The sequence below is a fragment of the Duganella sp. AC917 genome, assembly GCF_979258245.1.
The window spans coordinates 6,688,221-6,710,202 of sequence record NZ_OZ409848.1 but is presented as its reverse complement, the minus strand read 5'-3'; the positions used below and the strand labels follow the sequence as shown (position 1 = coordinate 6,710,202).

The 21,982-nt window shown below is 63.3% G+C and carries 24 protein-coding genes; 5 read left to right on the top strand and 19 right to left on the bottom strand.

Annotated features, from left to right (window positions below; genetic code table 11):
• Window positions 1-15: 15 nt before the first annotated feature.
• The 3 genes from ACZ0BA_RS29355 to flgB are packed head-to-tail and all read right to left on the bottom strand — an operon-like array spanning window position 16 to window position 1,583.
• Window positions 16-726 (bottom strand): flagellar hook assembly protein FlgD, encoded by a 711-nt coding sequence (locus tag ACZ0BA_RS29355; protein WP_463454660.1) that lies wholly within the window; start codon window positions 724-726, stop codon window positions 16-18.
• Between the two features lie 21 nt (window positions 727-747).
• On the bottom strand, window positions 748-1,155 hold the full coding sequence (flgC, locus tag ACZ0BA_RS29350; RefSeq protein ID WP_363501042.1) for a flagellar basal body rod protein FlgC: 408 nt from the start codon (window positions 1,153-1,155) through the stop codon (window positions 748-750).
• A gap of 2 nt (window positions 1,156-1,157) precedes the next feature.
• Window positions 1,158-1,583: a flagellar basal body rod protein FlgB gene (gene flgB / locus ACZ0BA_RS29345; protein WP_463454659.1), complete on the bottom strand. Its 426-nt coding sequence runs from the start codon at window positions 1,581-1,583 to the stop codon at window positions 1,158-1,160.
• A gap of 173 nt (window positions 1,584-1,756) precedes the next feature.
• Between flgB and flgA the strand changes: the two genes are divergently transcribed.
• From flgA to ACZ0BA_RS29330, 3 genes are all read left to right on the top strand, one after another.
• Window positions 1,757-2,524: a flagellar basal body P-ring formation chaperone FlgA gene (gene flgA, locus ACZ0BA_RS29340; protein ID WP_463454658.1), complete on the top strand. Its 768-nt coding sequence runs from the start codon at window positions 1,757-1,759 to the stop codon at window positions 2,522-2,524.
• Window positions 2,525-2,630: 106 nt separating this feature from the next.
• The gene (gene flgM, locus ACZ0BA_RS29335) at window positions 2,631-2,945 is read left to right on the top strand and encodes a flagellar biosynthesis anti-sigma factor FlgM (RefSeq protein ID WP_463454657.1); all 315 of its coding nucleotides are present in this window, start codon (window positions 2,631-2,633) and stop codon (window positions 2,943-2,945) included.
• Between the two features lie 7 nt (window positions 2,946-2,952).
• A complete protein-coding gene (locus ACZ0BA_RS29330; protein ID WP_463454656.1) occupies window positions 2,953-3,423 on the top strand; it encodes a flagella synthesis protein FlgN in 471 nt (156 codons plus the stop codon).
• 117 nt (window positions 3,424-3,540) lie between these two features.
• Here ACZ0BA_RS29330 and motD read toward each other — a convergent pair whose 3' ends face one another.
• The 11 genes from motD to ACZ0BA_RS29275 form a co-directional block, all read right to left on the bottom strand.
• Complete coding sequence (motD, locus tag ACZ0BA_RS29325) at window positions 3,541-4,344, bottom strand: flagellar motor protein MotD (protein WP_463454655.1); 804 nt, start codon at window positions 4,342-4,344, stop codon at window positions 3,541-3,543.
• Between the two features lies 1 nt (window position 4,345).
• Window positions 4,346-5,092 carry a flagellar motor protein gene (locus tag ACZ0BA_RS29320; RefSeq protein WP_463454654.1) on the bottom strand — a complete coding sequence of 249 codons (747 nt, stop codon included), beginning with the start codon at window positions 5,090-5,092 and terminating at the stop codon, window positions 4,346-4,348.
• Window positions 5,074-5,805: an RNA polymerase sigma factor FliA gene (locus tag ACZ0BA_RS29315; RefSeq protein ID WP_463454653.1), complete on the bottom strand. Its 732-nt coding sequence runs from the start codon at window positions 5,803-5,805 to the stop codon at window positions 5,074-5,076. The genes ACZ0BA_RS29320 and ACZ0BA_RS29315 overlap by 19 nt, the downstream gene beginning before the upstream one ends.
• A 79-nt stretch (window positions 5,806-5,884) precedes the next feature.
• Complete coding sequence (locus ACZ0BA_RS29310) at window positions 5,885-6,691, bottom strand: MinD/ParA family ATP-binding protein (protein ID WP_463454652.1); 807 nt, start codon at window positions 6,689-6,691, stop codon at window positions 5,885-5,887.
• The gene (gene flhF / locus ACZ0BA_RS29305; RefSeq protein WP_463454651.1) at window positions 6,684-8,087 is read right to left on the bottom strand and encodes a flagellar biosynthesis protein FlhF; all 1,404 of its coding nucleotides are present in this window, start codon (window positions 8,085-8,087) and stop codon (window positions 6,684-6,686) included. Before flhF ends, ACZ0BA_RS29310 begins: the two co-directional genes overlap by 8 nt.
• Window positions 8,088-8,286: 199 nt before the next feature.
• Complete coding sequence (locus ACZ0BA_RS29300; protein WP_463454650.1) at window positions 8,287-8,694, bottom strand: hypothetical protein; 408 nt, start codon at window positions 8,692-8,694, stop codon at window positions 8,287-8,289.
• Window positions 8,691-9,047 carry a hypothetical protein gene (locus ACZ0BA_RS29295; RefSeq protein WP_463454649.1) on the bottom strand — a complete coding sequence of 119 codons (357 nt, stop codon included), beginning with the start codon at window positions 9,045-9,047 and terminating at the stop codon, window positions 8,691-8,693. The genes ACZ0BA_RS29300 and ACZ0BA_RS29295 overlap by 4 nt, the downstream gene beginning before the upstream one ends.
• A 56-nt stretch (window positions 9,048-9,103) precedes the next feature.
• Entirely contained in the window at window positions 9,104-11,218 is a 2,115-nt protein-coding gene (gene flhA, locus ACZ0BA_RS29290; RefSeq protein WP_463454648.1) for a flagellar biosynthesis protein FlhA, read from the bottom strand.
• Window positions 11,215-12,405, bottom strand: coding sequence for a flagellar biosynthesis protein FlhB (flhB, locus tag ACZ0BA_RS29285; RefSeq protein ID WP_463454647.1), 1,191 nt, complete (start codon window positions 12,403-12,405; stop codon window positions 11,215-11,217). The genes flhA and flhB overlap by 4 nt, the downstream gene beginning before the upstream one ends.
• A 126-nt stretch (window positions 12,406-12,531) precedes the next feature.
• Window positions 12,532-13,518 (bottom strand): fumarylacetoacetate hydrolase family protein, encoded by a 987-nt coding sequence (locus tag ACZ0BA_RS29280; protein WP_463454646.1) that lies wholly within the window; start codon window positions 13,516-13,518, stop codon window positions 12,532-12,534.
• Window positions 13,515-14,246 carry a pseudouridine synthase gene (locus ACZ0BA_RS29275; protein WP_463454645.1) on the bottom strand — a complete coding sequence of 244 codons (732 nt, stop codon included), beginning with the start codon at window positions 14,244-14,246 and terminating at the stop codon, window positions 13,515-13,517. The genes ACZ0BA_RS29280 and ACZ0BA_RS29275 overlap by 4 nt, the downstream gene beginning before the upstream one ends.
• 189 nt (window positions 14,247-14,435) lie before the next feature.
• On the opposite strand from ACZ0BA_RS29275, the gene ACZ0BA_RS29270 reads away from it, so the two are divergent.
• A complete protein-coding gene (locus ACZ0BA_RS29270) occupies window positions 14,436-14,738 on the top strand; it encodes a hypothetical protein (protein ID WP_463454644.1) in 303 nt (100 codons plus the stop codon).
• 274 nt (window positions 14,739-15,012) lie between these two features.
• Here ACZ0BA_RS29270 and ACZ0BA_RS29265 read toward each other — a convergent pair whose 3' ends face one another.
• The 5 genes from ACZ0BA_RS29265 to ACZ0BA_RS29245 all read right to left on the bottom strand — a co-directional run bounded on the left by ACZ0BA_RS29265 (window position 15,013) and on the right by ACZ0BA_RS29245 (window position 18,655).
• Window positions 15,013-16,020: a S49 family peptidase gene (locus ACZ0BA_RS29265; RefSeq protein ID WP_463454643.1), complete on the bottom strand. Its 1,008-nt coding sequence runs from the start codon at window positions 16,018-16,020 to the stop codon at window positions 15,013-15,015.
• 3 nt (window positions 16,021-16,023) lie between these two features.
• A complete protein-coding gene (locus ACZ0BA_RS29260; RefSeq protein ID WP_463454642.1) occupies window positions 16,024-16,419 on the bottom strand; it encodes a Rieske (2Fe-2S) protein in 396 nt (131 codons plus the stop codon).
• Window positions 16,419-17,078, bottom strand: coding sequence for an HAD-IIIA family hydrolase (locus ACZ0BA_RS29255; RefSeq protein ID WP_463454641.1), 660 nt, complete (start codon window positions 17,076-17,078; stop codon window positions 16,419-16,421). Before ACZ0BA_RS29255 ends, ACZ0BA_RS29260 begins: the two co-directional genes overlap by 1 nt.
• 46 nt (window positions 17,079-17,124) lie before the next feature.
• A complete protein-coding gene (locus ACZ0BA_RS29250) occupies window positions 17,125-18,108 on the bottom strand; it encodes an RluA family pseudouridine synthase (protein WP_463454640.1) in 984 nt (327 codons plus the stop codon).
• Window positions 18,109-18,250: 142 nt separating this feature from the next.
• Window positions 18,251-18,655 carry a hypothetical protein gene (locus ACZ0BA_RS29245; RefSeq protein ID WP_463454639.1) on the bottom strand — a complete coding sequence of 135 codons (405 nt, stop codon included), beginning with the start codon at window positions 18,653-18,655 and terminating at the stop codon, window positions 18,251-18,253.
• A gap of 168 nt (window positions 18,656-18,823) precedes the next feature.
• Between ACZ0BA_RS29245 and ACZ0BA_RS29240 the strand changes: the two genes are divergently transcribed.
• Window positions 18,824-21,973, top strand: a complete 3,150-nt coding sequence (locus ACZ0BA_RS29240; RefSeq protein ID WP_463454638.1) for an Rne/Rng family ribonuclease — start codon at window positions 18,824-18,826, stop codon at window positions 21,971-21,973.
• Window positions 21,974-21,982: the final 9 nt, after the last annotated feature.

The window sequence follows — 21,982 nt, the reverse complement described above, 5'->3', positions numbered from 1 at the left end:
CCTATGGTGTGAGACTTACAAAACTTCCTTGATTTCAGCCATCGTGAAATGGCCAAGCGAGGTATTCAATTTGACGCCGGCAGCGCCGGTCGACACGCTGGCGACGGCCGCCAGCTGCAACTGGGTGGCGTCGGTCAGCGTCTTGCCGTTGGTGACGGCCTTGACGCTGAAGGTGTAGCTGCCGGCGGCCGCCGCCGTCTTGGCGTCGGTGGTGCCGTCCCACGTGATCGGGTAGGTGCCGACGTCGGCGTTTTTCATCGACATCGTGCGCACCACCGTGCCGGTCTTGTCCATGATGCTGATGTCGACCGTCTCGGCCGGCGAGGCCAGGTCGACGCCGAACACGCTGCTGCTGGTCTTGACGCCGGCCGCGTCGGTGCTGGTGCTCAGTTCGATGCCCTTGCCGGCCACCAGCACGCCCTTGCCGATCAGGCTGACCGCGTTCATCGACTGGGCGCTGGCCTGGTCGGTGCGCAGCGATTCCAGGGTGGCGTTGACCTTGTTGATGCCGGTCACGGTCGACAGCTGGGCCAGCTGGCTGGTCATGGCCGCGTTGTCCATCGGATTAAGCGGGTCCTGGTTCTTCAGCTGCGTGATCAGCAGCTTCATGAACTTGTCCTGGTCGGCGCCGATGTCGTTGCTCGCCGCAGTGTTGCTGGTGGCGGTGTTGGTGGTGTTGAAGGTCGACGCCTTGGGCGTGTCGATGATGCCGCTGGTGGTGGCCATGGTTGGACTCTCTTGATCTTGTTAGTTCTGACCGATGGTCAGCGTTTTCGCCAGCAGCGACTTGGCCGCGTTCATCGTCTCGACGTTGGTCTGGTACGAGCGCGACGCCGACAACATATTGACCATCTCGTCGACCACATTCACGTTGGGCATGGTGACGTAGCCCTTGTCGTCGGCCATCGGATGCTTGGGGTCGTACATCTGCTTCATCGGCGACTGGTCCTCGACCACCTTGCGCACGCGCACGCCGGTCGAATCGCCTGCGGCCGTCGGCGTGGCTTCGAATACCACCTGGCGGGCGCGGTAGGCTTCGCCGCTGGCGCTGGTGGCGCTGTCGGCGTTGGCCAGGTTGGAGGCGACCACGTTGAGGCGCTGCGCCTGGGCGCTCATGGCCGAACCGGAGACATCGAAGATTTTAAATAGTGACATGATTAGTTCCCTGACTGGATCGCCGCCATCATCCCTTTGATCTGGGCGTTGATCATGGTGACGCCGGCCTCGTAGCGGATGGCGTTGTCGGCGAACTGGTTGCGCTCGACATCCATGTCGACCGTGTTGCCGTCGACGGCGCCCTGCACCACGCCGCGATACAACAACGGCGTGCCGTCGGCCAGCGTTCCACCTGTTTGCTGGGGGTTGGGGAAATGCTTGGTGGCCGTGGTCTTGAGCGTGGCGCTCGCGCTTGGGCTGGCCTTGTCCAGCGCCGCCTTGAGCGCGCTGCCGAAGTCGACGTCGCGGGCCTTGTAATTAGGCGTGTCGGCGTTGGCGATGTTGGACGCCAATACCGTCTGCCGCTGCGAGCGCAGGCTCAGCGCGGCTTCGTTAAAACGCATGTACTCGTCGAGTTTACCAAGCATGACAACCTCCGGATACCGCCCAAACAGTGGACGAACTTGTTATGACAGGATTCATCATACGGAGTTGCCTCAGTGAACCATCGACAGAGAAGCACCCGCTTTTCCGCGCTATTCAAGGTTTCAAGTCGGGCCCGCGGGACTATGATGGCAATATTGAAGGGGAAACCTACGCCATGACATCGCGCCATACACAACTTGCACAATCCGCCATCCGGCTTGCCGCCATCGCCCTGTTGTCGGCGACCGCCGCGACCGCGCAGGCCCGGCAAAACCAGCTTGCCCAGCCCGGCCAACAGGCCCAGCCGCGCCAGGCCGCCTATCACGACCGCGCCGCGCTCAAGCGCACCGTGGAAGAGTTCCTGCAGGTGCAAACCGGCGGCCTGCCCGGCCAGGTGAGCGTGACCGTGGGCGCCATCGACCCGCGCATGAGCCTGGCCCCCTGCCCGGCGCCGCAAGCCTTTTTCATGCCCGGCGCGCGCGCCTGGGGCAAGACCACCGTCGGCGTGCGCTGTGCGACACCGTCGGCCTGGACGGTATATATTCAAGCCAGCGTGACGGTCATTGGCGAATACGTCGCCAGCGCCGCGCCGCTGGCGCAGGGCCAGACCATCGAAGCGGGCCAGTTGGTGATGTTGCAAGGCGATTTGACAATGTTGCCGGCAGGTATAGCCACCGACATCAGCCAGGTGGTCGGCCGCAGCAGCAACAGCTCCTTGCCGCCCGGCACGCCGATGCGGATCGACACATTGCGCACCAAGCCGGTGGTGCAATCCGGACAACTGGTGCGGCTGGTGTCGAACGGTTCCGGTTTCAGCGTCTCGGCCGAGGCGCGCGCCATGGGCACGGCGGGCGACGGTCAGGTGGTTCAGGTTAAAACTTCCGGTGGGCAACAAATCACCGGAATCGCCAAGGCAGGCGGACTGGTGGAGGTGGCGTTTTGATCGAACGCAGGGTTCTGATGACGCGCGAGGCTAAAGTTTTTCGAGCAGGCGCCGTTAAATACTCAGATCCCGGGGCTTTAGGTCCCAACCAGAGAAGGATGATGCTGTGAAAATCAACGATACATTAAAGAACACGACCGGCTTGCCGGCGTCGAACGCGGCTCCCGCCTCGACCGCGCGCGGCGCGGACAAGGCTGCGCCGGCGCCGACCGCCGCCAGCTCGGAAAGTGTGCGCCTGTCGCCCCAGGGCCAGGCCATGGCGGCCAGTGCGGCCGGCGGCAGCAGCGGCGTGTTCGACACCAAAAAAGTCGAGCGCATCAAGCTGGCAATCGCCGATGGCCAGTTCCAGGTCAACTCGGAAAAAGTAGCGGATGGCTTGCTGGATACAGTCAAGGATCTGCTGCACTCAAGGAAACGATAGGATAGCCATGTCAACCGTCACCCCGCTCAACAATCTGCGTGAAGAAGCGCAGATCATGGCCACGCTGCTCGAGCTGCTCAAACAGGAGCAGCAATTGCTGGTGACTGCGGAAATCGACGGTTTGCCAGCGGTCACGGCGAAAAAAACCGCGCTCATCGCGCAAATGACGCTGTTGTCGGCCCAGCGCCATCGCGCCTTGGGCAAGGCAGGTTTTCCCGCGCAGGAATCGGGCATGGAGGCGTGGATCGCCGCCAGCGCCGACGAGCAGATCGGCCAGTCGTGGAAACAGCTGCTCGAGCACACGCGCGAGGCCAAGGAACTGAACCGGGTCAACGGCATGTTGATCAACAAACAGATGGGCCATACCCAGGGCGCGTTGCAGGCGTTGCAACCTTTGTCTTCCGGCGCGAATAACTTCTACAGCGCCAGCGGGATGTCGAGCACGATTCCGCGTAGCCGCGGCTTTTTGGCCGGCTGATCACTTTCCCTTGGTAAATTGCGAAGCGCCTTTGTTGGCGCTGCGTGCGCTGCGTTGGCGCGGGCATGGCGGATTACGCTTCGCTAATCCGCCCTACCTGGTTTAGCGTGTTTTTGATTATCGGGCCGGGGTGGCCGCGGGTGCTGTCGGCGCCGGCGTCGTCGGCAGTTCGGTGACCGTATCGGGGATGCCCGACAGGATGGTGACGGCGACGCGGCGGTTGCGCGCGCGGCCGATCGGGTTGTCGTTGGGCGCCACCGGTACGTTGGAGCTGAAGCCGACCGCCGTGAGGCGCCCGGGCGCCACGCCCGAGTCGATGAACAGGCGCACCACGCTGCTGGCGCGCACCGCCGACAATTCCCAGTTCGATGGATACAGCGATGTGCTGATCGGCAGATTGTCGGTGTGGCCCTCGACCTGCACGTTGTGGCTGTCGTCCTTGAGCAGCGCGGCGACCGCGCGCAGCGCTTCGACCGAATCGGCCGTCAGGCGCGAATCGGCCGGATCGAACAGCACACTGGCGTTGATCTCGACGCTCACGCCACGGCTGTTCTGCGTCACCCGCACCTTGCCCTCCTTGACCAGCGGCGCCAACGTGGACAACAAGTCCTGCGCCAGCTTGGTCATCTGCTCCTTTTCCTTGCGCAGCATTTCGGTGCGGCGCTTCAGGCCGGGATTGGGGATGGGCAGGTTTTGCACCTGCGTGTTAATCGGCTCGGCCGAACCGGCGCCGCCGAAGGCATCGCCCAAGGCGTCGGAGAACACCTTGTACTTGCCGATATTGACCGAGGAGATGGCGTACATCACGACGAAGAACGCGAACAGCAAGGTGATGAAGTCCGAGTAGGAAATCAGCCATCGCTCGTGGTTCTCCACTTCCTCGTCGAACTTCCTGCGCGCGCGCCGGTACTGGTACTGCATGTCAGTGCTCCCGCAGCAGCGTTGCGATGCGCTCGTCGATGACGCGCGAGTGGTCGCCGGTGGCGATGTCGTAGAACACGGCGGCGGCGATCTCCTGCTGGTGCACGGCCTGCGTGACGATGGCCTTGAGTTTATTGGCCACCGGGTAGAAGAACAGGTTGGCCAGGCCCACGCCGTAGATCGTCGAGACGAAAGCGACGGCGATGCCGGCGCCAAGCTTGCTCGGATCGGTGAGGTTTTCCATCACGTGGATCAGGCCCAGGACGGCGCCGAGGATGCCGATCGTTGGCGAGTAGCCGGCGGCCGATTCCCAGATCCGCACCGCCTGGCGCTCCTCGGTTTCGTAGGCGGTGATCTCGGTGTCGAGCAGGTGGCGCAGCTTGTCGGGATTGATGCCGTCGACGATCAGGCGCAGGCCCTTGGTGTTGAACTTGTCCTTGGAGGCGAGCATGTAGCGCTCCAGCGACAGCAGGCCGTCGCGGCGCGCCGCCAGGTTCCAGGCGTTGATGTCGCGCGCGAGCACGGCGCGCGTGTCCTTGGGCGGCGCGAACACCAGCCGCAGCATCTTCAGGCCGCGCACGAAGGTGCGGAATTTGGTCTGCAGCAGCACGGCGCCGAAGGTGCCGATGACGACGATGGCAAAGGCGGCCGGCTGCAGCAGCGACGATAGCTTGCCGCCCTCCAGCGTCTGGCCGACGGCGATGCCGGCCAGCGCCAGCAATACACCGATTACACTGGCCCAGTCCACGACTTCTCCCTGAGCGAGGCGCGCAGGCGCGCGACGGCCTGCGTATGCAATTGCGATACGCGCGATTCCGATACGCCCATCACGGCGCCGATTTCTTTCAAGTTGAGCTCCTCTTCATAGTACAGCCCCATCAAAATTTTCTCGCGCGGCGGCAGCGCGTCGATGGCGTCGATCACGGCCTGGCGGAAGTCGCCGTCGAGCAGCGAGCGCAGTGGATCGCTCTCCTCGTCCGAGCAGTAGCGGTCGAGGAAGCTGTCGTTGCCGTCGTCGGCGTGGAAATCCTCGTAATACACCAGCTGGTGGCCGCCGCCGTCGGACAGCATCTCCTGGTAGTCGGCCAGCGACAGCTTGAGCATCTTGGCCACTTCCGACTCGGTCGGCGGATGGCCCAGGCGCTGCTGCAAAGTGCTCATCGCCGTTTCGATCTTGCGCATGTTCTGGCGCATGGAGCGCGGCAGCCAGTCGCTGTTGCGCAGTTCATCGAGCATGGCGCCGCGGATGCGCAGCACGGCATAGGTCTCGAACTGGGCGCCGTGGGTGTCCTCGTAACGGCTGATGGCGTCGAGCAGGCCGATCATCCCGGCTTGCACCAGATCGTCGACTTCGACGCTGGGCGGCAGTTTCGCCTTCATGTGATGGGCAAGGCGCTTGACCAACGGCATATGCTCCGTCAGCAAAGAATTCTTGTCCGCTTTCCCTTTGACCGTGTACATAGCCTGATGTTTATATTCTTATTGATGGTTCATTGATAATTAGCTATGCGCCAGGATCTTCGCCGCCCGCCCTTTCCGCTCACAGTGAACGTGCGACCGACGGCGAACCGGCCAGCGCGAGGCGCCCCGCCAGTTGACGGAAAGCGACCGACGCGCCGGCCAGCGGGAAGGCGTCGACCACCGCGCGACCCAGACGCGCGGCGCGCTGCAGGTATTCGTCGGCCGGCACGGATCCCATCGAGACCAGGTTCACGGCCAGATAGCGGCTTGCCGCTTGCGCCATATTATCGTATACCACTTTTGCTTCCGATTCGGAAGCCCCGGTGACCAGAATTCCAAACGGGCGGCGGCCCAATTCCTGGTTCAGGCGCTTGATCATGCTGTAGGCGGCCTTGATCGAGGTGGCGCTGTTCGACACCTGCACCACGATCTCGGAACTGGCCATGACCGGCACCGGGAAAGCCTCGCCGTCGAATTCGCCGTCGACGATGACGATGCCGGTCTGCTTGACCAGGACGTCGAAAGCCTTGGCCAGGCGGCGCGTTTCATCCGGGCCGCTGCGCAGCGCGCCGCGTGTCATTGACGCCACAGCGAAACCCTGCGGCACCTGGTGGATCACCTGATTGAGCGCGCACTCCTGGCGCGCGACGTTCAGCAAACTGGCGCCGCCGTCGACGCCGAGGCGCGTGGCCACGCCGTGCGCGCTGGCGCAGGCATCCATCATCAACACGTCGTTGCCGGCGCGCGCCAGCGAAGCGCCCAGGTTGACTAGCATGGCGCCCTTGTCGTCCTGCGGCGTGGCCGACAGGAAGGTGACGATGCGGGGCTTGGGCCCCGCCAGCATGCGGCGCAGTCCCTCCGCCTGGTCGAAATCGAAATTAGCCAAGGTGCACCTCGCGCATCGCCAGGTCGTTGGCGGCGTTGGACATCAGCATCGGCAGCTCCGCATCGAGGTATTGGGTGTTGACGGCGTCGCGTTTCAGTTTGAAAGCACGGTCGATCAGGTAGGCCGGATCGGCCAGGTGCAGGTCTTCCGGCACGCGCTGGCCGTTCGATACGTAGAACAGGTTGAGCTTCTGGCGGATGACGACATCGAGCACGTTGCCGATCGCCGCCGCTTCGTCAAGCTTGGTCATGATGCAGCCGGCCAGGCCGCTGCCCTGGTAGGCGCGCACCACTTCGTTGAGCGTCTCCTGGGTGGCGGTGGCGTTGAGGCACAGCAGGCGCTTGACGTCGGAGCCGGCGCCTTGCAGCATCAAGACCTGCTCGGTGACCATCTGGTCGCGCTGGCTGACGCCGACGGTGTCGATCAACACGGTGTGCTTGTTGCGCAGTTCCTTGAGGGCGATGCGCAGGTCGGCTTCGTCCTTCACCGAGTGCACCATCACGCCCAGGATCTTGCCGTAGATGCGCAGTTGTTCGTGGGCGCCGATACGATAGGCGTCGGTGGTGATCAGTGCCAGCTTGTCCGGGCCGTGGCGCATCACGCAGCGCGCGGCCAGCTTGGCGGTGCTGGTGGTCTTGCCAACGCCGGTCGGGCCGACCAGCGCGAACACGCCGCCCTGGTCGATCAGCGCATCCTCGTTGGCCATGGCCGACAGGTTGCGGGTCAGGACCGTTTTAATCCAGCGCATGCTGTCGGCGGCGTCGCGGTCGGCCGGCAGCTTTTCGATCAGGTAGCGCGCCAGGCTGGCCGAGAAACCGGCGGCCAGCATCTCGCGCAGCACGGCGGCCTTCTGCGGCTCGCGCGCCTGGGTGCTGCCCCAGGAAATTTCGGCCAGCTGGGTTTCCATCATGCCGCGCATGGCGCGGATTTCGCCCATCATCACTTGCATTTCGGCGGCGGCGTTCTGCTTGGCGCTGGCGACGGCCGAGGCGACCATCGCGGTGATCTGGTCGACGTCGAGCGACGGTGCGCGCGGCTGCACTGGAGCCGCGGCGGCAGCTGCGGCGGTCTTGCTGGCGTACGACGATGGCGAGGCGACGACGCGGCGCACCGGCTCGGCCGGGATCTCGGCAGCGCGGTTGTCGAAGCGTGGCTCCATGCGTTGCTCGACGCGGCGCTGCGGCAGGTTCAGGTCGAGCGACGGCATCGGATCGGCCATCGGCGAATGGGGCGCCGGCGACGACAGCGACGCGGCGTCGTCGTTGGCCAGCGCGAGGATTTCGACGCCGCCATCGCACTGGCGGTTCGACAGGATCACGGCGTCCGGGCCGAGCGATTCGCGCACCTTGCGCAACGCCTCGCGCGAAGTCGGCGCGCTGAATTTTTTGACGTTCATGGCTGGCTCCCCAGGAACTGGGCGGCGCGTGCTTGCGAGGTAGGTTTGGCCATCATCGACTCCTGTAGCTTGAGTAGCGCGTCTACCGGATGAGACGCTTTTCTACTCGGACAGTGCCATTATTGACGATGCACTTAGGAAACGATCCGATGAACAGGGCCGGAAAGGGGCCGCATTTCACCTTGGCGGTGAAGCTTGTCTATTTGTTAGCGAAAACCTCTGGCAAGCTGGGGGCGGCGAGGACGTTTTTGGTCCAGGCGGCGAGCTGATCTGCGGTGGCCGCTTTCAGCCGGCCGCTGACCACCGCATCGGGTTCGCCGAAACGTTGGCTTAACAACAAAGCCAGGGTTTCGGCAAGCGCTTCCCGGCGGCCTTCCTGCAGCCCTTCTTGCAGTCCTTCTTTTAGCCCTTGTCTCCGGCCGATCTCCATGCCAATGCGCTCGATGGAAGACATATAAGCCATGGTGTTTCTCCTTTCGAAATACAAGATATCGTCGCGCAGCCGCGCATCCATTTCCGGTGGCAAGGACATGATCCAATCGATCACGCGATAGAGGTTGATGATACGCCGACGATCCCAATCCCGCTCATACAGTAGCTTGGTCAATCGCCATTTGGCTGTGCGTCGCCGATGCACGTCGCCTTTGGTTGCCTGCGTGAGCAAATGCGCCAGTAGACGAAAATGCGTTCGGCGAAATCCGTGTCGTGGCGGCCCTGGATTTCCAGATGCACCAGCACCCACTGTTCGTCGCCAGTGAGCAAATGGACACGCACCAGCTTGTCGAGGATGCGCTTGCCGAGCTCAGCGTCTCGAGTCAACGCGGCAAATTCCTGATCCAGAAAATCATGCGGCCGCGACCAGTCGATCGCGGCGTGCGCCTGCGGAAAATAGAAGGCCATGAACTCGGGAAAGTGATGCGTGACCACTTCCTTCCACGGCGAGTCGAAATCGTCATCCATGCGGCCAGTCTAGGCCGCCCGGATGAACGACGAGCGCGAACCGCTCAACCTTCCCGTTACTGCTGCCCCACCAGCGCCGTCACGCGGATCGTTTTGGTTTCCGGGATCTCCGCATGCGACAACACCTTCAATTGCGGCAAGGCGCGGCGCAGGAAGCGCGACAGCAAGGCGCGCAGCGGACCCGGCACCAGCAGCACCGGCGTCAGCCCCAGCGCCTCCTGCTGCTGCGCCGCCTGCTGGGCTTGCTGGGCGATGGTGTCGGCCAGGCCCGGCTCGATGCCCGCGCCGTCCGGCCCGCTGGCCGCCAGCGCCTGCATCAGCAAGCGTTCCAGACGGTTATCCAGGGTCATCACCGACAACTCGGCCGCTCCAGGGAACAGCTGCTGCACGATGGCCCGGCCCAGCGAGATGCGCACCAGCGCCGTCAGGTCGTTCGGGTCCTGCGTGTGCACCGCATGCTCGGCCAAGGTCTCGATCACCGACCGCATGTCACGGATGTGCACGCCTTCCATCAGCAAATTCTGCAGCACTTTCTGCAAGGTCGACAGCGACACCATCTTCGGCACCAGATCCTCCACCAGCTTGGGCGCTTCCTTGCCCAGGTGGTCCAGCAGCGACTGCACCTCGGCGCGGCCCAGCAGCTCCGACGCATGGGTCGTGATCAAATGGTTCAGGTGGGTAGCCACCACGGTGCCGGCGTCGACCACCGTGTAGCCCATGCCTTGCGCCTGGTCACGCAGACCGGCGTCGATCCACGTGGCCGGCAGGCCGAAGGCCGGATCGGTGGTCACCAAACCTTGCAAGGTGCCGCTGGCCATGCCCGGATTGATCGCCAGGAACTGGCCGTTGAAGGCCTCGCCCGAACCGACCTCGACGCCTTTGAGCGTGATGCGGTAGGCCGACGGCTTGAGTTCCAGGTTGTCGCGGATGTGCACCGGCGGCGCCAGGAAACCGACCTCCTGCGCGAACTTCTTGCGGATGCCCTTGATACGCTTGAGCAGCTCGCCGCCTTGGGTCTTGTCGACCAGCGGAATCAGGCGGTAGCCCACCTCCAGGCCCAGGGTGTCGACCGGCATGATGTCCTGCCAGCTGGCCTCCTCCTGCTCGGGCGCGGCGGCCGGCTCGGCGGCCTCGGCCGCTGCGGTGGCCGCTTCGGCGCCGCCCGCCTTGGCGCGCTTGCTCATCAGGTAGGCCGAGCCGGCCAGCACGCTGGCCAGCAGCAGGAACACCAGGTTAGGCATGCCGGGAATGATGCCCATGCCGCCGATGATGGCGGCGGTGATGTACAGCACCTGCGGTTTGGCGAACAGCTGCCCCACCATCTGGGTGCCGATGTCCTCGTCGCTGGCGACGCGCGAGACCACGATACCGGCCGCCACCGAAATGATCAGCGACGGGATCTGCGCCACCAGGCCGTCACCGATGGCCAGCAGCGTGTACAGCTTGATCGCCTCGCCGAACGCCAGCTCGTGCTGGATCACGCCGACCAGCAAGCCGCCGATGACGTTGATCACGGTGACCAGGATACCGGCGATCGCATCGCCGCGCACATATTTACTGGCGCCGTCCATCGCGCCGTAGAATTCGGCTTCCTGCGACACTTCGCTGCGGCGCTTGCGCGCCTCGGCCTCGCCGATCAGGCCGGCATTAAGGTCGGCGTCGATCGCCATCTGCTTACCCGGCATCGCGTCCAGCGCGAAACGGGCGCCCACTTCGGCGATCCGGCCGGCACCCTTGGTCACCACGGTGAAGTTGATGATGGTCAGGATGATAAACACCACCAGGCCCACCGTGTAGTTACCGCCGATCAGGAAGTGGCCGAAGGCCTCGATGACCTTGCCGGCCGCGTCCGGACCGGTGTGGCCCTCGGTCAGCACCACGCGGGTCGACGCCACGTTCAGCGACAGCCGCAACATGGTCGACACCAGCAGGATGGTCGGGAAGGCCATGAAGTCGAGCGGCTTGACCGTGTACAGGCTGGTCAGCAGCACGATCACCGCCAGCGCGATGTTGAAGCTGAAAAAGATGTCGAGCACAAACGCCGGCAGCGGCAGCACCATCATCCCCAGCAGCATGATGATCAGGATAGGCGCGGCCAGGCTCGCCTTGTTCTTGCTGTTGGCGATGCCCTGCAACCATGGCGGCAGTTTGATGTTGCTTATTGCGTTCATGCGGAAGCTCCGTTATTCGAATCTGGTTTCTTGCCGTGCTTGGGGATATAGGCCGGGTTCAGTGGATCGAGCTCTGGCGGCACATCGAGGGTCTTCGGCACGTCCGGACGGTTGCCGCTGCCCTTGCTGAACAGGCGCAGCTGGAAGACATAGGCCAGCACCTCGGCCACGGCCGCGTACAGCTGCTCCGGAATCTCGTCGCCGATCTCGGTGTGCTTGTACAGCGCACGCGCCAGCGCCGGCGCCTCGAGCAAGGTGACCTTGCTGTCCTTGGCGATCTCGCGGATCTTGGCGGCCACCTCGTCGGTGCCCTTGGCCACCACCTTCGGCGCGCCGCGCATGCCGTCGCTGTACTTGAGCGCCACCGCGTAGTGGGTCGGGTTGGTCACCACCACGTCGGCGGTCGGCACGTCGGCCATCATGCGGCGGCGCGCCATCTCGCGCTGCAGCTGGCGGATCTTGGCCTTGATCTGCGGATTGCCGTCGGACTCCTTCGATTCCTGGATCATCTCCTGGCGCGTCATCTTCAGCTTGTTCGCGTAATGCCACATCTGGTAGGGACCGTCGATGGCGGCGATCAGGCCGAGCGCGCCGACGATGAACAGGAAGCTGCTGCCGAGCATATTCAGCAGGTGCACGGTGCCCAGCTTGAGCGGCTCGACCGCCAGGCCGATCACCGCGTCTTTCTGCTTCATGATCACCAGGTACGCGACCACGCCGACCACCAGCGCCTTGCCGATGGCCTTGAACAGCTCGACCAGCGCGTTCTTGGAGAACATATTGCCGATGCCGGTGATGGGATTGAGCTTGCTGAACTTGGGCATGAAGGCCTTGCCGCTAAACAGCCAGCCGCCCACCAGCAGCGGCGACGCCAGCGCGACCAGCATCACCGCCACGCCCAGCGGCAGGCAGGCGATCATCACCCGCACCACGTCGGTCAGGATGCGGTTGACCAGCACATCGGCATTGAAGATTTGCTCCTGGGTCAAGGTTAGTCCGGACACCAGGGCGGAATTGAGTTGTCGTACCAGACCGTCGCCGGTCAGCCACAGGCCGGCGCCGGCGGCCATCAGCACGGTAAATGTGGCCACTTCCCGCGATCGGGGAACGTCGCCTTCCTCGCGCGCCTGCTCGAGGCGCTTCGCTGACGCGGGTTCGGTCTTTTCTGCGTCGCTATCTTCTGACATGGTCGGCCTGGCGCGTGATGGATTTCGATGTTGCCATTATCGAGTGCGGCAGGACACGACCATCGGTCGAATACGGCGGTATTTCAGTGCTTGCTCACTGATTCCGCACGGCAATTATCAGTTTGGCTAGCTTGTCTTTTGGACGACCTTCTGGTCGATCGCGCCAAACACCGACTTGCCGTCGCTGTTGAGCATCTCGATGTGGATAGTGTCGCCGAAGGCCATGAACGGCGTGACCGGTTCGCCGCCGGCGATCATTTCCAGCGCGCGCTGCTCGGCGATGCAGGAATAGCCCCGCTTGGCGTCCTTGTTGGACACCGTGCCCGAGCCGACGATGGTGCCGGCGCGCACGTTGCGCGTCGCCGCCAGGTGGGCGATCAGCTTGGGGAAATTGAACACCATATCGACGCCGGCGTGCGGCTGGCCGACCAGCTTGCCGTTCCACGTCGAGCGCAGCGGCAAATGCACCTTGCCGCCCTTCCAGGCATCGTCCAGCTCGTCCGGCGTAACCGCCACCGGCGAGAAGCTGGTGGCCGGCTTGCTTTGCAAAAAGCCGAAGCCCTTGGCCAGTTCCGCCGGAATCAGGTTGCGCAGCGACACGTCGTTGGCCAGCATCAGCAGCCGGATGCGCTGGTGCGCCTGGTCCGGTGTCGCGCCCATGGGCACATCGTCTGTGATCACGGCCACTTCCGCTTCGAAATCGATGCCCCACTGCTCGTGGAACAGTTCGATATCGTCGGTCGGGCCCAGCAGATCGTCGCTGCCGCCCTGGTACATCAGCGGCTCGTCCCAGAACGAATCGGGCATGTCCGCGCCGCGCGCCTTGCGCACCAGCTCGACATGATTGACGTAAGCCGAGCCGTCGGCCCACTGGAAGGCGCGCGGCAGCGGCGCCATGCAGTTGGCCGGTTCGAAATCGAAGCCGCGGCGCGCCCGTCCCTGGTTCAGGTCCTGGTAGATCGCCTCCAGTTGCGGGGCGATGAAGCTCCAGTCGTCGAGCGCGCGCTGCAGGCTGCGCGCCACGCCGTCGGCCAGTTGCGCCGTTTTGAGGTCGCGCGAGACGACGGCCAGCTGGCCGTCGCGGGTGCCGTCCTTCAACGTGGCCAGTTTCATGGCGCGGACGCTGCCGCCGGCGCCAGCAAGGCCAGTTGCTCGGCCGTCAGATAGCACCACTCGCCCTCGGCGATGCCCAGCGACTCCAGGGTCAGCCCGCCGATCGCCGACCGGTGCAGCGCGCTGCAATGGTTGCCGGCGGCGGCCAGCATGCGCTTGACCTGGTGGTATTTACCCTGCTCGAGCACGATCTCGAGCAGATGCTCGCCACGGCGCACGCAGGTTTGCGCCGCCAGTGGCGCCGGCTCGTCGTGCAACTGCACGCCGGCCAGCAACTGCGCGACCAGCTCATCGGTGACCGGTTCTTGCGTGGTGGCCTGGTAGATCTTCGGCACATGGCGCTTGGGCGACGACTGCGCATGGATGAAGGGGCCATCGTCGGACATCAGCAGCATGCCGGTGGTGTCGTGGTCGAGCCGGCCGACCGGCTGCACGTCGCGCCAGGTGAACTGCTCCGGCAGCAAGGTCAGCACGCCGGGGTGGTGGCTGGGCTTGCGCGAACACTCGAAGTTGGCCGGTTTGTGCAGGGCAATGTACAAATGCTCACGATATACCCACTCTTCGTCGAAGATGGTCATCACCAGGCCATCGGTCTCGATGCCGGCTTTATAGTTGTCGTGCACCACGCCGTTGATGCTCACTTCGCCATCCTCGATGAGGGAGCGGCAGTACTTGCGGGTGCCATAACCCTGCGATTGCAGGATGCGGTCCAGGGATAATTTACTCATGGCCGGATTTTACAGGATGCGCAGAAACGCGGGAAGCTAGCGGAAAGGTAGTTTCCATGCCAAAGTGCAATGTCCTGGACAGCGCATTTTATTGATCCACATCAAGTTCCGCAGAGATCGAATCGGTAGACTCAACAACTCATTAGGAATCCGCCTAGTGGACTAGGAAATACTCAGCAGGACGACACCATGACCACCGTACTCAACACGAATCCGGCTGCACAGGAACAGGCCGCCATGCACCGCACCGAACTGCTGCTGGCGCGCTGCCGCAACTGCATCCCTTGCGGCACGCCGGGGGCGAACGGCCAGACGCGCTGGCATGCGCAGCGCCAAACCGATTTTCTCGCCTGGCTCGACGCCGGCGGCTTCGCGCAATCCGCGCCGGAGCGCCAGGAACCGGAGCCGGCCGGCCACGCGCCGCGCGACGGCGCCACAGTGCCGGACGCGCCCGCCGATGTCGTCCCCGCGATGCTACGCTGCGCGCAATAGAAAACAGCGGCATTGCGCCGCTGTTTTCAGTCCCATGAAGAGACTCTGACGAGGAATCGAAATTCTCTCAAATCCGCATCCATGATGCGGCTTAAGTAGTTCAATCACACTGAATCAAGATCTGCTGACAACGAGATAAACTGTTTATATCGGCCTCCCTTGGAAAGAACTACCCCCTTACTATAGTCCACCAAGTCGGATATGCAAGCCGAAATAAGACCGGATTGTTAATGTTTATCGCCACGCCAGAAACAGGGGCGTGGCGACTAACGCGTCAGCGCAAGCTCGGCGTCACGGTCTGGACCGCCGACTTCATCGCGCCCGCGCCCATCGCCGCGCCGAATTTCTTCAGCACGCGCTCGGGCAGGCCTTCATGCTGGGTGTAGTCGACGATATCTTCGGCGCGGATAACGTCGCGCGCGACGCTGTCTACCGTGCCCAGCGCGTCTGCCAGTCCCATGTCGATCGACTTGGCGCCGGTCCAGAACAGGCCGGAGAACATTTCCGGGCTTTCCTTGAGCCGCTTGCCGCGGCCGTTGCGCACCACCTGGATGAACTGCTGGTGGATCTCGTCGAGCATGGACTGCGCATACTGCCGGTGCTTGTCCGTCAGCGGCGTGAACGGGTCCATGAAACCCTTGTTCTCGCCGGCCGTCAGCAGGCGGCGCTCGACGCCGACCTTGTCCATGAAGCCGGTGAAGCCGAAGCCATCCATCAGCACGCCGATGGAACCGACGATGCTGGCCTTGTTGACATAAATGCGGTCGGCGCCGGCGGCGATGTAATAGCAGCCGGACGCGCAGATCTCGTCCACCACCACATACAGCGGCTTGCCCGGATAGCCTTTGCGCAAGCGGTTCATCTCGTCGACGATCATGCCGGCCTGGACGGGACTGCCGCCCGGGCTGTTGATGTGCATGACGATGGCGACCGAGCCGGAATCGGCAAACGCCTTGTTCAGCGCGGGGATCACCACCGAGGCCGCGCCGCTGCCTTCCGATTCGATGGCGCCGTCGATTTCGATCAGCGCCGTGTGGCGGCCCAGCGTTTCCTCTGAACCGGTCCAGTTGAAGTCGAAATAACTACCCAGCGCGACAATAATGACCAGCAAGGTAGCAAACTTGAAAAAGATTCCCCACCGGCGCGACGACTTCTGCTCTTTCAATGTGGCAAACACCAGTTTTTCCAGCACCTCGCGTTCCCAGTTGGAAGCGGGTACCGCCGGGGTGGCGGGCTGCGCCGGCGTCGGAGGAAGGTGGTGGCTATCGAGGTTATCGCTCATGGATTACTTTGGTTGTGGGTTTTCAGGCGTTTTGGGGACAAGCGGGCGCACATAATCGTCGGGTTGCCAGAAGATGCCGTCATCGTGTTCGACCACGCCGATCGGGCGCAAGCGCCCGCCACGGCAAGGGCCGCCGGCGCACAGGCCGCTGTCCGGGACATAAATCGCCCCGTGCGTCGCGCACATCAGATACAGGCCACTGGACTCGAAAAACTCGCCTTCCGCCCAGTCCAGCTCGATCGGCACGTGCGCACAGCGATTCAGGTAGGCGTACGGTTTGCCGCCATAGCGCACCACGAAACCGGTGCCGTCGGCGCCGCCGGCGGTGACGGCAAAGCGCACGCCCTTGCCGCCCTCCAGCACCGCGTCCGACGCACACACCAGTATTTGTTCGCTCATCAAGCGTTCTCGCTCAACCATTGATGCAATTCGGCCACGGTCGCCGCCGAGTACAGCGGATTGCAGGCCGCCAGCTGATCCACTGGATGGGCGCCGTACTGGACCGCGATCGCCGACGCTCCGGCGTTGTTTGCCATCAGCAAATCGTGCGAAGTGTCGCCGATCATCACCGTACGCCTCATATCCTGGCCCAACTCCCGCGTCAACTCCTGCAACATGGCCGGGTGCGGCTTGGAAAAAGTCTCATCGGCGCAGCGCGTCGCATCGAACATCGACAACAGCTTAACGTCGTTCATCGCCCGGTTCAAGCCGACTCGGCTTTTGCCGGTAGCCACGGCCAGAAAATAGCCGCTTTGCGACAAGTCGACCAGCATGTCCTGCACGCCCGGGAACAGCACCAGTTCATGGTCGCGCGACAGGAAATGGTAGCGGTAGCGCTCCACCATGCGTGGATAGTAGGACGGATCGATCTCCGGCAGCACCGCCTGCATCGCTTCGTGCAAACCGAGGCCGATCACGTGGGCGGCGACATCGTCGCGTGGAATCGGCAGGGACAGGTCGCGCGCCGACGCCTGGATGCACTTCACGATCGTTGACGTGGAATCCATCAACGTTCCGTCCCAATCGAAGACGATCAGATCAAATAGCTTTCTTGCCATGTGTTCCGGCCACGCACAGCGGCCGGCTCCTTCAGAATATTTGCGATTAGTTAAGAGGTTTTCCCAAGCTTACCAAGAATCGTTCACATTCGGCGGCCAATGGCGCGTTCAACGTCATGATTTTTCCGGAATCAGGGTGGGTGAACGTAATTTGATGCGCGTGTAGGAACATCCGCTTGAGCGCGCCACGGGTGGCGTCGGCCTTGAGCAGGACTCGGTTCAGGGCGAAATCGCCGTATTTGTCGTCACCAAGGATGGCGAAGCCGGACGATGACAGATGAACGCGGATCTGGTGCGTGCGCCCGGTCTTCAGCTCGGCTTCCAGCAGCGCGAAATCCTTGAATTTCTTCAGCAACGTGAACACCGTGTGCGACGGCAGGCCATCGGCCTGCACGGCCACGCGGCGCTCGCCGTCGGCGGTCGTGTACTTATGCAGCGGCAGCTTGACGTGCTGGCGCGCATTCTTCCAGTCGCCTGCGACCATGGTCAGGTAACGCTTGTCGGTATGGCCGTCGCGCATCTGCTCGTGCAGGTTGGTCAGCGCCGAACGTTTCTTCGCCAACAATAGAAGTCCCGACGTGTCGCGGTCGAGCCGGTGCACCAGCTCGAGGAATTTGGCGTCCGGCCGCGACGCGCGCAGCTGTTCAATGACGCCAAACGACACGCCGGAGCCGCCATGAACGGCCACGCCGGCCGGTTTGTCGATGACTAATAAGTGGGCGTCTTCGAAAATCACCTTGAATTCGGCGGCCGGCACATGCGTGGTGTCGGCTTTTTCCGCGATGCGCACCGGCGGAATCCGGACCACGTCGCCCTGCACGAGACGGTACAGCTGGTCGATACGGCCCTTGTTGACGCGCACTTCGCCCGAGCGCAGGATGCGGTAAACGTGGCTTTTCGGCACGCCTTTGCAAATACGCAACAAGTAGTTATCGATGCGTTGACCGGCTTCTTCTTCAGTGATGGTGACGAATTGTGCTTGCAGCGGCAGCGGTGTTGAAGGGGGAACAACATCATTTTGCATCTTCATTTGCTCTGTCTTCCCAGAAATCTCTCTAAGTCCTTCATTTTGAATATATAATTGTTTCGCTGCGGTTTGAACTGCGGCAAGTGTAAGAATAAAAGCACATTTTACACAGGGGCGTCTCCACTGGCCTCGCCAAATTGCAAATTCAGAGGAAAATATGTATACGCACCAGCCATGCGGGAATCAAGGTTGCACCGTTGTTGTAATCGGATGCCGGCATGGATGCAGAATTAAAATGATTGGATTGTAAGGATAAAGTCCGGCCAGCCTGGTTTCGAACCAGGCTGGCCGGTTGATGAAGTTGATAACGCTTGCCGTTTTCGCCAGACCCCATGCTTTGCTGCAAGCGACGGAAGGCTAAAACCAGCCTGGTTACATTGCAACTTCGCGAAGTTGTAATATCGAAGTTGTAATACTTGTAGTACGTAAGCGTGGCCAGGATTTGGCTTTCAACGACGCTGCTCACCGCCTGCATTTCTCTGCCTCCCTTACGGGCCGCATGGAAGAGTTGCAGGTGATGCGGGCACTCGGCATGTCGATCGACTTTCATGCGCCCAGTTGCGGCCGCAACGCTGGCCTCCCGCCCGCGTCGCTGCGCCACACAGGATGGGCATACCCACCGCAATCGTCTTAATTCTCGCGTATATCCCTGTACCTCGCCGTTTCGCTTCAGGGCGAACGGCATAGAGATGGCCTACGGGTCGCGGAGTTAATAAAAATGAAACGCATGTTGTTTAATGCTACGCAGCAAGAAGAGCTGCGCGTAGCGATTGTCGACGGTCAGAAACTGATCGATATCGACATCGAAACCGCCGGACGCGAACAGCGTAAGTCCAACATCTACAAAGGCGTGATCACCCGCATCGAGCCGTCGCTGGAAGCGTGCTTCGTCAGTTACGGCGAAGATAGGCACGGTTTCCTCCCTTTCAAAGAAGTAGCCCGCACTTATTTCCGTGAAGGCGTCGACGTTCGCACCGCCTCCGTCAAGGAAGCGCTGCGCGAAGGCCAGGAAATCATGGTCCAGGTCGAGAAGGAAGAGCGCGGCAACAAAGGCGCCGCCCTGACCTCGTTCGTCTCGCTGGCCGGCCGCTATCTGGTCTTGATGCCTAACAACCCGCGCGGTGGTGGTGTATCCCGCCGCGTCGAAGGTGAAGAGCGCCAGGAATTGCGCGAAACCATGGACAAGCTGGATCTGCCGCCAGGCATGTCGGTCATCGCCCGCACCGCCGGCATCGGCCGCAACGTCGACGAGCTGCAGTGGGACTTGAACTACCTGATGCAACTGTGGCGCGCGATCGAAGGCGCCGGCAAATCGGCCTCGGGCGCATTCCTGATCTACCAGGAGTCGTCGCTGGTGATCCGCGCGATTCGCGACTACTTCCAGCCCGATATCGGCGAGATCCTGATCGATACCGACGATATCTACGAACAAGCGCACCAGTTCATGAGCCACGTGATGCCCGACATGGTGCACCGTGTAAAGCGCTACAGCGACGACGTGCCGCTGTTCTCGCGTTTCCAGATTGAACATCAGATTGAAACCGCGTACTCGCGCACCGTGCCGCTGCCATCGGGCGGCGCCATCGTCATCGACCACACCGAAGCGCTGGTCTCGGTCGACGTCAACTCGGCCCGCGCCACGCGCGGTTCGGACATCGAGACCACCGCCTTCAACACCAACTGCGAAGCGGCCGAAGAAGTGGCCCGCCAGCTGCGCCTGCGCGACTTGGGCGGCCTGATCGTGATCGACTTCATCGACATGGAAGTGGCCAAGAACCAGCGCGAAGTCGAACAGCGCCTGAAGGACGCGCTGCACCACGACCGCGCCCGCGTTCAAATGGGCAAAATTTCGCGCTTCGGCCTGATGGAACTGTCGCGTCAACGCCTGCGTCCGTCGCTATCCGAAGGTTCGCACGTGACGTGCCCGCGCTGCTCCGGCACCGGCCACATCCGCGACACCGAATCGTCGGCTCTGCAAGTCCTGCGCATCATCCAGGAAGAGGCGATGAAGGAAAACTCGGCTACCATCCACGTGCAGGTTCCCGTGGACGTCGCCGCCTTCCTGCTCAACGAAAAGCGCGGCGAAGTGCTGAAGATCGAAAACCGCCATCGCATCGCCGTCATCCTGATCCCGAACAAGCATCTGGACACGCCGCACTACAAGCTCGAGCGCATCAAGCACGACGACCCGCGTCTGGAAGACAGCCAGGCCAGCTATACCCTGGCCGAGACCGCCGAAACCGACATGGCCTACAGCAAGCGCCAGAAGGAAGAAGCCAAGCCGCGCCAGGAAGCCATGGTCAAGACCATCACCCCTGACCAGCCGGCCCCGCTGGTCGAGCGCAAGCCTGCCGAAACCGTCATCACGCCGGCGCCCGCCCCTGTGCCGGCCCCGGCCGAGCAAGGCTTCTTCGCCAAGCTGTTCAGCTTCCTGAGCCCGAAACCGGCCCCCGTCGCGCAGCCGCAGCAGCCAACCATCGTTGTCAAGGCGCCATCGCCGGACCGCGGCGACCGCAACGCTCGTGGTCCGCGCGGCCGCAGCCGTAACGGCAAAGGCGCCCGTGGCGAGCGCGAAGAGCGCGAACCAGGCGCGGCCCGTCCGGTAGCGGACGAAGCCAAGCCGGTCGACGCCACCGGCCGCCCTGCCCGTCCACCACGTCCGCCGCGCGAGCCGCGCGAGCCGCGTGAAAATGCCGGCGCCGGCGTCGGCGTGACCGCCGAAGGCCAGGCACCGCGCGAGCGCGCCGAGCGTCCTGAACGCGCAGAGCGTCCGGAACGTGCCGAGCGCACCCCGCGTCCACCACGCGAGCCGCGCGCCGACAAGGCACCGGTTGAAGCCAAAGTGGAAGAGCTGGCATTGAACACCGGTCTGGCATCGACCGGTCCGGTGACCGGCGCCGACGCCGCCACCAGCATCCTGAAAACCGCGCCGAACGCCGGTCCAGAGGGCGATGAGAACGAAGTGACGGCCGACGGCGAAGAGCCGCGCCGCCGTCGTCGTCGTGGCGGTCGCAACCGCAATCGCCGCGACCGCGAAGGTGGCGAGGGCGTCGAAGGTGTTGACGGCCAGGAAAACGAAGTCGCCGGCGAAGCTGGTGAGCAAGGCGAGCACAAAGCGCCGAGCTTCAACGTCGCTCCGGTCGCCGAGGCTGACGCCGCGGCATCCGCCCCAGCACCAGTCGAAGCATCCGTAGCCGCCGAGCCGGTCGCCGCGAAAGTGGAAGCGGCAGAGCCAGCGCCAGCCGTCGAGGCCGCCGTTGCACCTGCACCTGCACCTGCACCTGCTCCAGCCCCGGCCATCGAATCGGCCAAGGCTGCCGAGCCGGTAGACGCCGGCGTGGAAGGCACCGTAGTTATGCAAGCCGAATCGCCACTCGCAGCGGCAACTCCGGTTCAAACCGAGGACGCCTTTGCCGCACCGGTCGCCGAGCCGGTCACCGCACCGGCAGTGGTTGCCGAAGCCGCCGCGCCAGTGGCAGCCGAGGTCGCTCCGGTTGAAGCGCCAGTGGAAGCCAAGGTCGAAACTCCGGTGCAAGCCGAAGTCGAGACTGCGGTGGCCGCGCCAGTGGTTGCCGAGCCAGTCGCTGCCGCGCCTGCGCCTGTGCCAACCCCGGCACCGGTGGCAGCACCGGCACCGGCACCAGCCCCTGCGCCAGCCCCGGTAGCTGCTCCTGCAGCCGCCCCGGTCGACCTGCAAGCAGTGCTCGGTTCCGCCGGCCTGACCCTGGCAGCCACCGATCCGGCCAAGCTGCGCGCGGCGCAGGAAGCCGCCGCCAAGGTAGCGGCCCCGGTGCGCGTTCCACGCGAGCGCAAGCCACTGCCTCCTCAAGCTGACGAACCGCTGGTTCAAGTCGACACCCGCCGCTAACCGTTAAAC

What these genes read in the sequence shown, in the direction of transcription:
- ACZ0BA_RS29355 (WP_463454660.1), bottom strand. Translation starts at nt 726, where the DNA reads ATGGCCACCACCAGCGGCATCATCGACACGCCCAAGGCGTCGACCTTC.
- flgC (WP_363501042.1), bottom strand. Translation starts at nt 1,155, where the DNA reads ATGTCACTATTTAAAATCTTCGATGTCTCCGGTTCGGCCATGAGCGCC.
- flgB (WP_463454659.1), bottom strand. Translation starts at nt 1,583, where the DNA reads ATGCTTGGTAAACTCGACGAGTACATGCGTTTTAACGAAGCCGCGCTG.
- flgA (WP_463454658.1), top strand. Translation starts at nt 1,757, where the DNA reads ATGACATCGCGCCATACACAACTTGCACAATCCGCCATCCGGCTTGCC.
- ACZ0BA_RS29330 (WP_463454656.1), top strand. Translation starts at nt 2,953, where the DNA reads ATGTCAACCGTCACCCCGCTCAACAATCTGCGTGAAGAAGCGCAGATC.
- motD (WP_463454655.1), bottom strand. Translation starts at nt 4,344, where the DNA reads ATGCAGTACCAGTACCGGCGCGCGCGCAGGAAGTTCGACGAGGAAGTG.
- ACZ0BA_RS29315 (WP_463454653.1), bottom strand. Translation starts at nt 5,805, where the DNA reads ATGTACACGGTCAAAGGGAAAGCGGACAAGAATTCTTTGCTGACGGAG.
- flhF (WP_463454651.1), bottom strand. Translation starts at nt 8,087, where the DNA reads ATGAACGTCAAAAAATTCAGCGCGCCGACTTCGCGCGAGGCGTTGCGC.
- ACZ0BA_RS29295 (WP_463454649.1), bottom strand. Translation starts at nt 9,047, where the DNA reads ATGGATGACGATTTCGACTCGCCGTGGAAGGAAGTGGTCACGCATCAC.
- flhA (WP_463454648.1), bottom strand. Translation starts at nt 11,218, where the DNA reads ATGAACGCAATAAGCAACATCAAACTGCCGCCATGGTTGCAGGGCATC.
- flhB (WP_463454647.1), bottom strand. Translation starts at nt 12,405, where the DNA reads ATGTCAGAAGATAGCGACGCAGAAAAGACCGAACCCGCGTCAGCGAAG.
- ACZ0BA_RS29280 (WP_463454646.1), bottom strand. Translation starts at nt 13,518, where the DNA reads ATGAAACTGGCCACGTTGAAGGACGGCACCCGCGACGGCCAGCTGGCC.
- ACZ0BA_RS29275 (WP_463454645.1), bottom strand. Translation starts at nt 14,246, where the DNA reads ATGAGTAAATTATCCCTGGACCGCATCCTGCAATCGCAGGGTTATGGC.
- ACZ0BA_RS29270 (WP_463454644.1), top strand. Translation starts at nt 14,436, where the DNA reads ATGACCACCGTACTCAACACGAATCCGGCTGCACAGGAACAGGCCGCC.
- ACZ0BA_RS29265 (WP_463454643.1), bottom strand. Translation starts at nt 16,020, where the DNA reads ATGAGCGATAACCTCGATAGCCACCACCTTCCTCCGACGCCGGCGCAG.
- ACZ0BA_RS29260 (WP_463454642.1), bottom strand. Translation starts at nt 16,419, where the DNA reads ATGAGCGAACAAATACTGGTGTGTGCGTCGGACGCGGTGCTGGAGGGC.
- ACZ0BA_RS29255 (WP_463454641.1), bottom strand. Translation starts at nt 17,078, where the DNA reads ATGGCAAGAAAGCTATTTGATCTGATCGTCTTCGATTGGGACGGAACG.
- ACZ0BA_RS29250 (WP_463454640.1), bottom strand. Translation starts at nt 18,108, where the DNA reads ATGAAGATGCAAAATGATGTTGTTCCCCCTTCAACACCGCTGCCGCTG.
- ACZ0BA_RS29245 (WP_463454639.1), bottom strand. Translation starts at nt 18,655, where the DNA reads ATGAAAGTCGATCGACATGCCGAGTGCCCGCATCACCTGCAACTCTTC.
- ACZ0BA_RS29240 (WP_463454638.1), top strand. Translation starts at nt 18,824, where the DNA reads ATGAAACGCATGTTGTTTAATGCTACGCAGCAAGAAGAGCTGCGCGTA.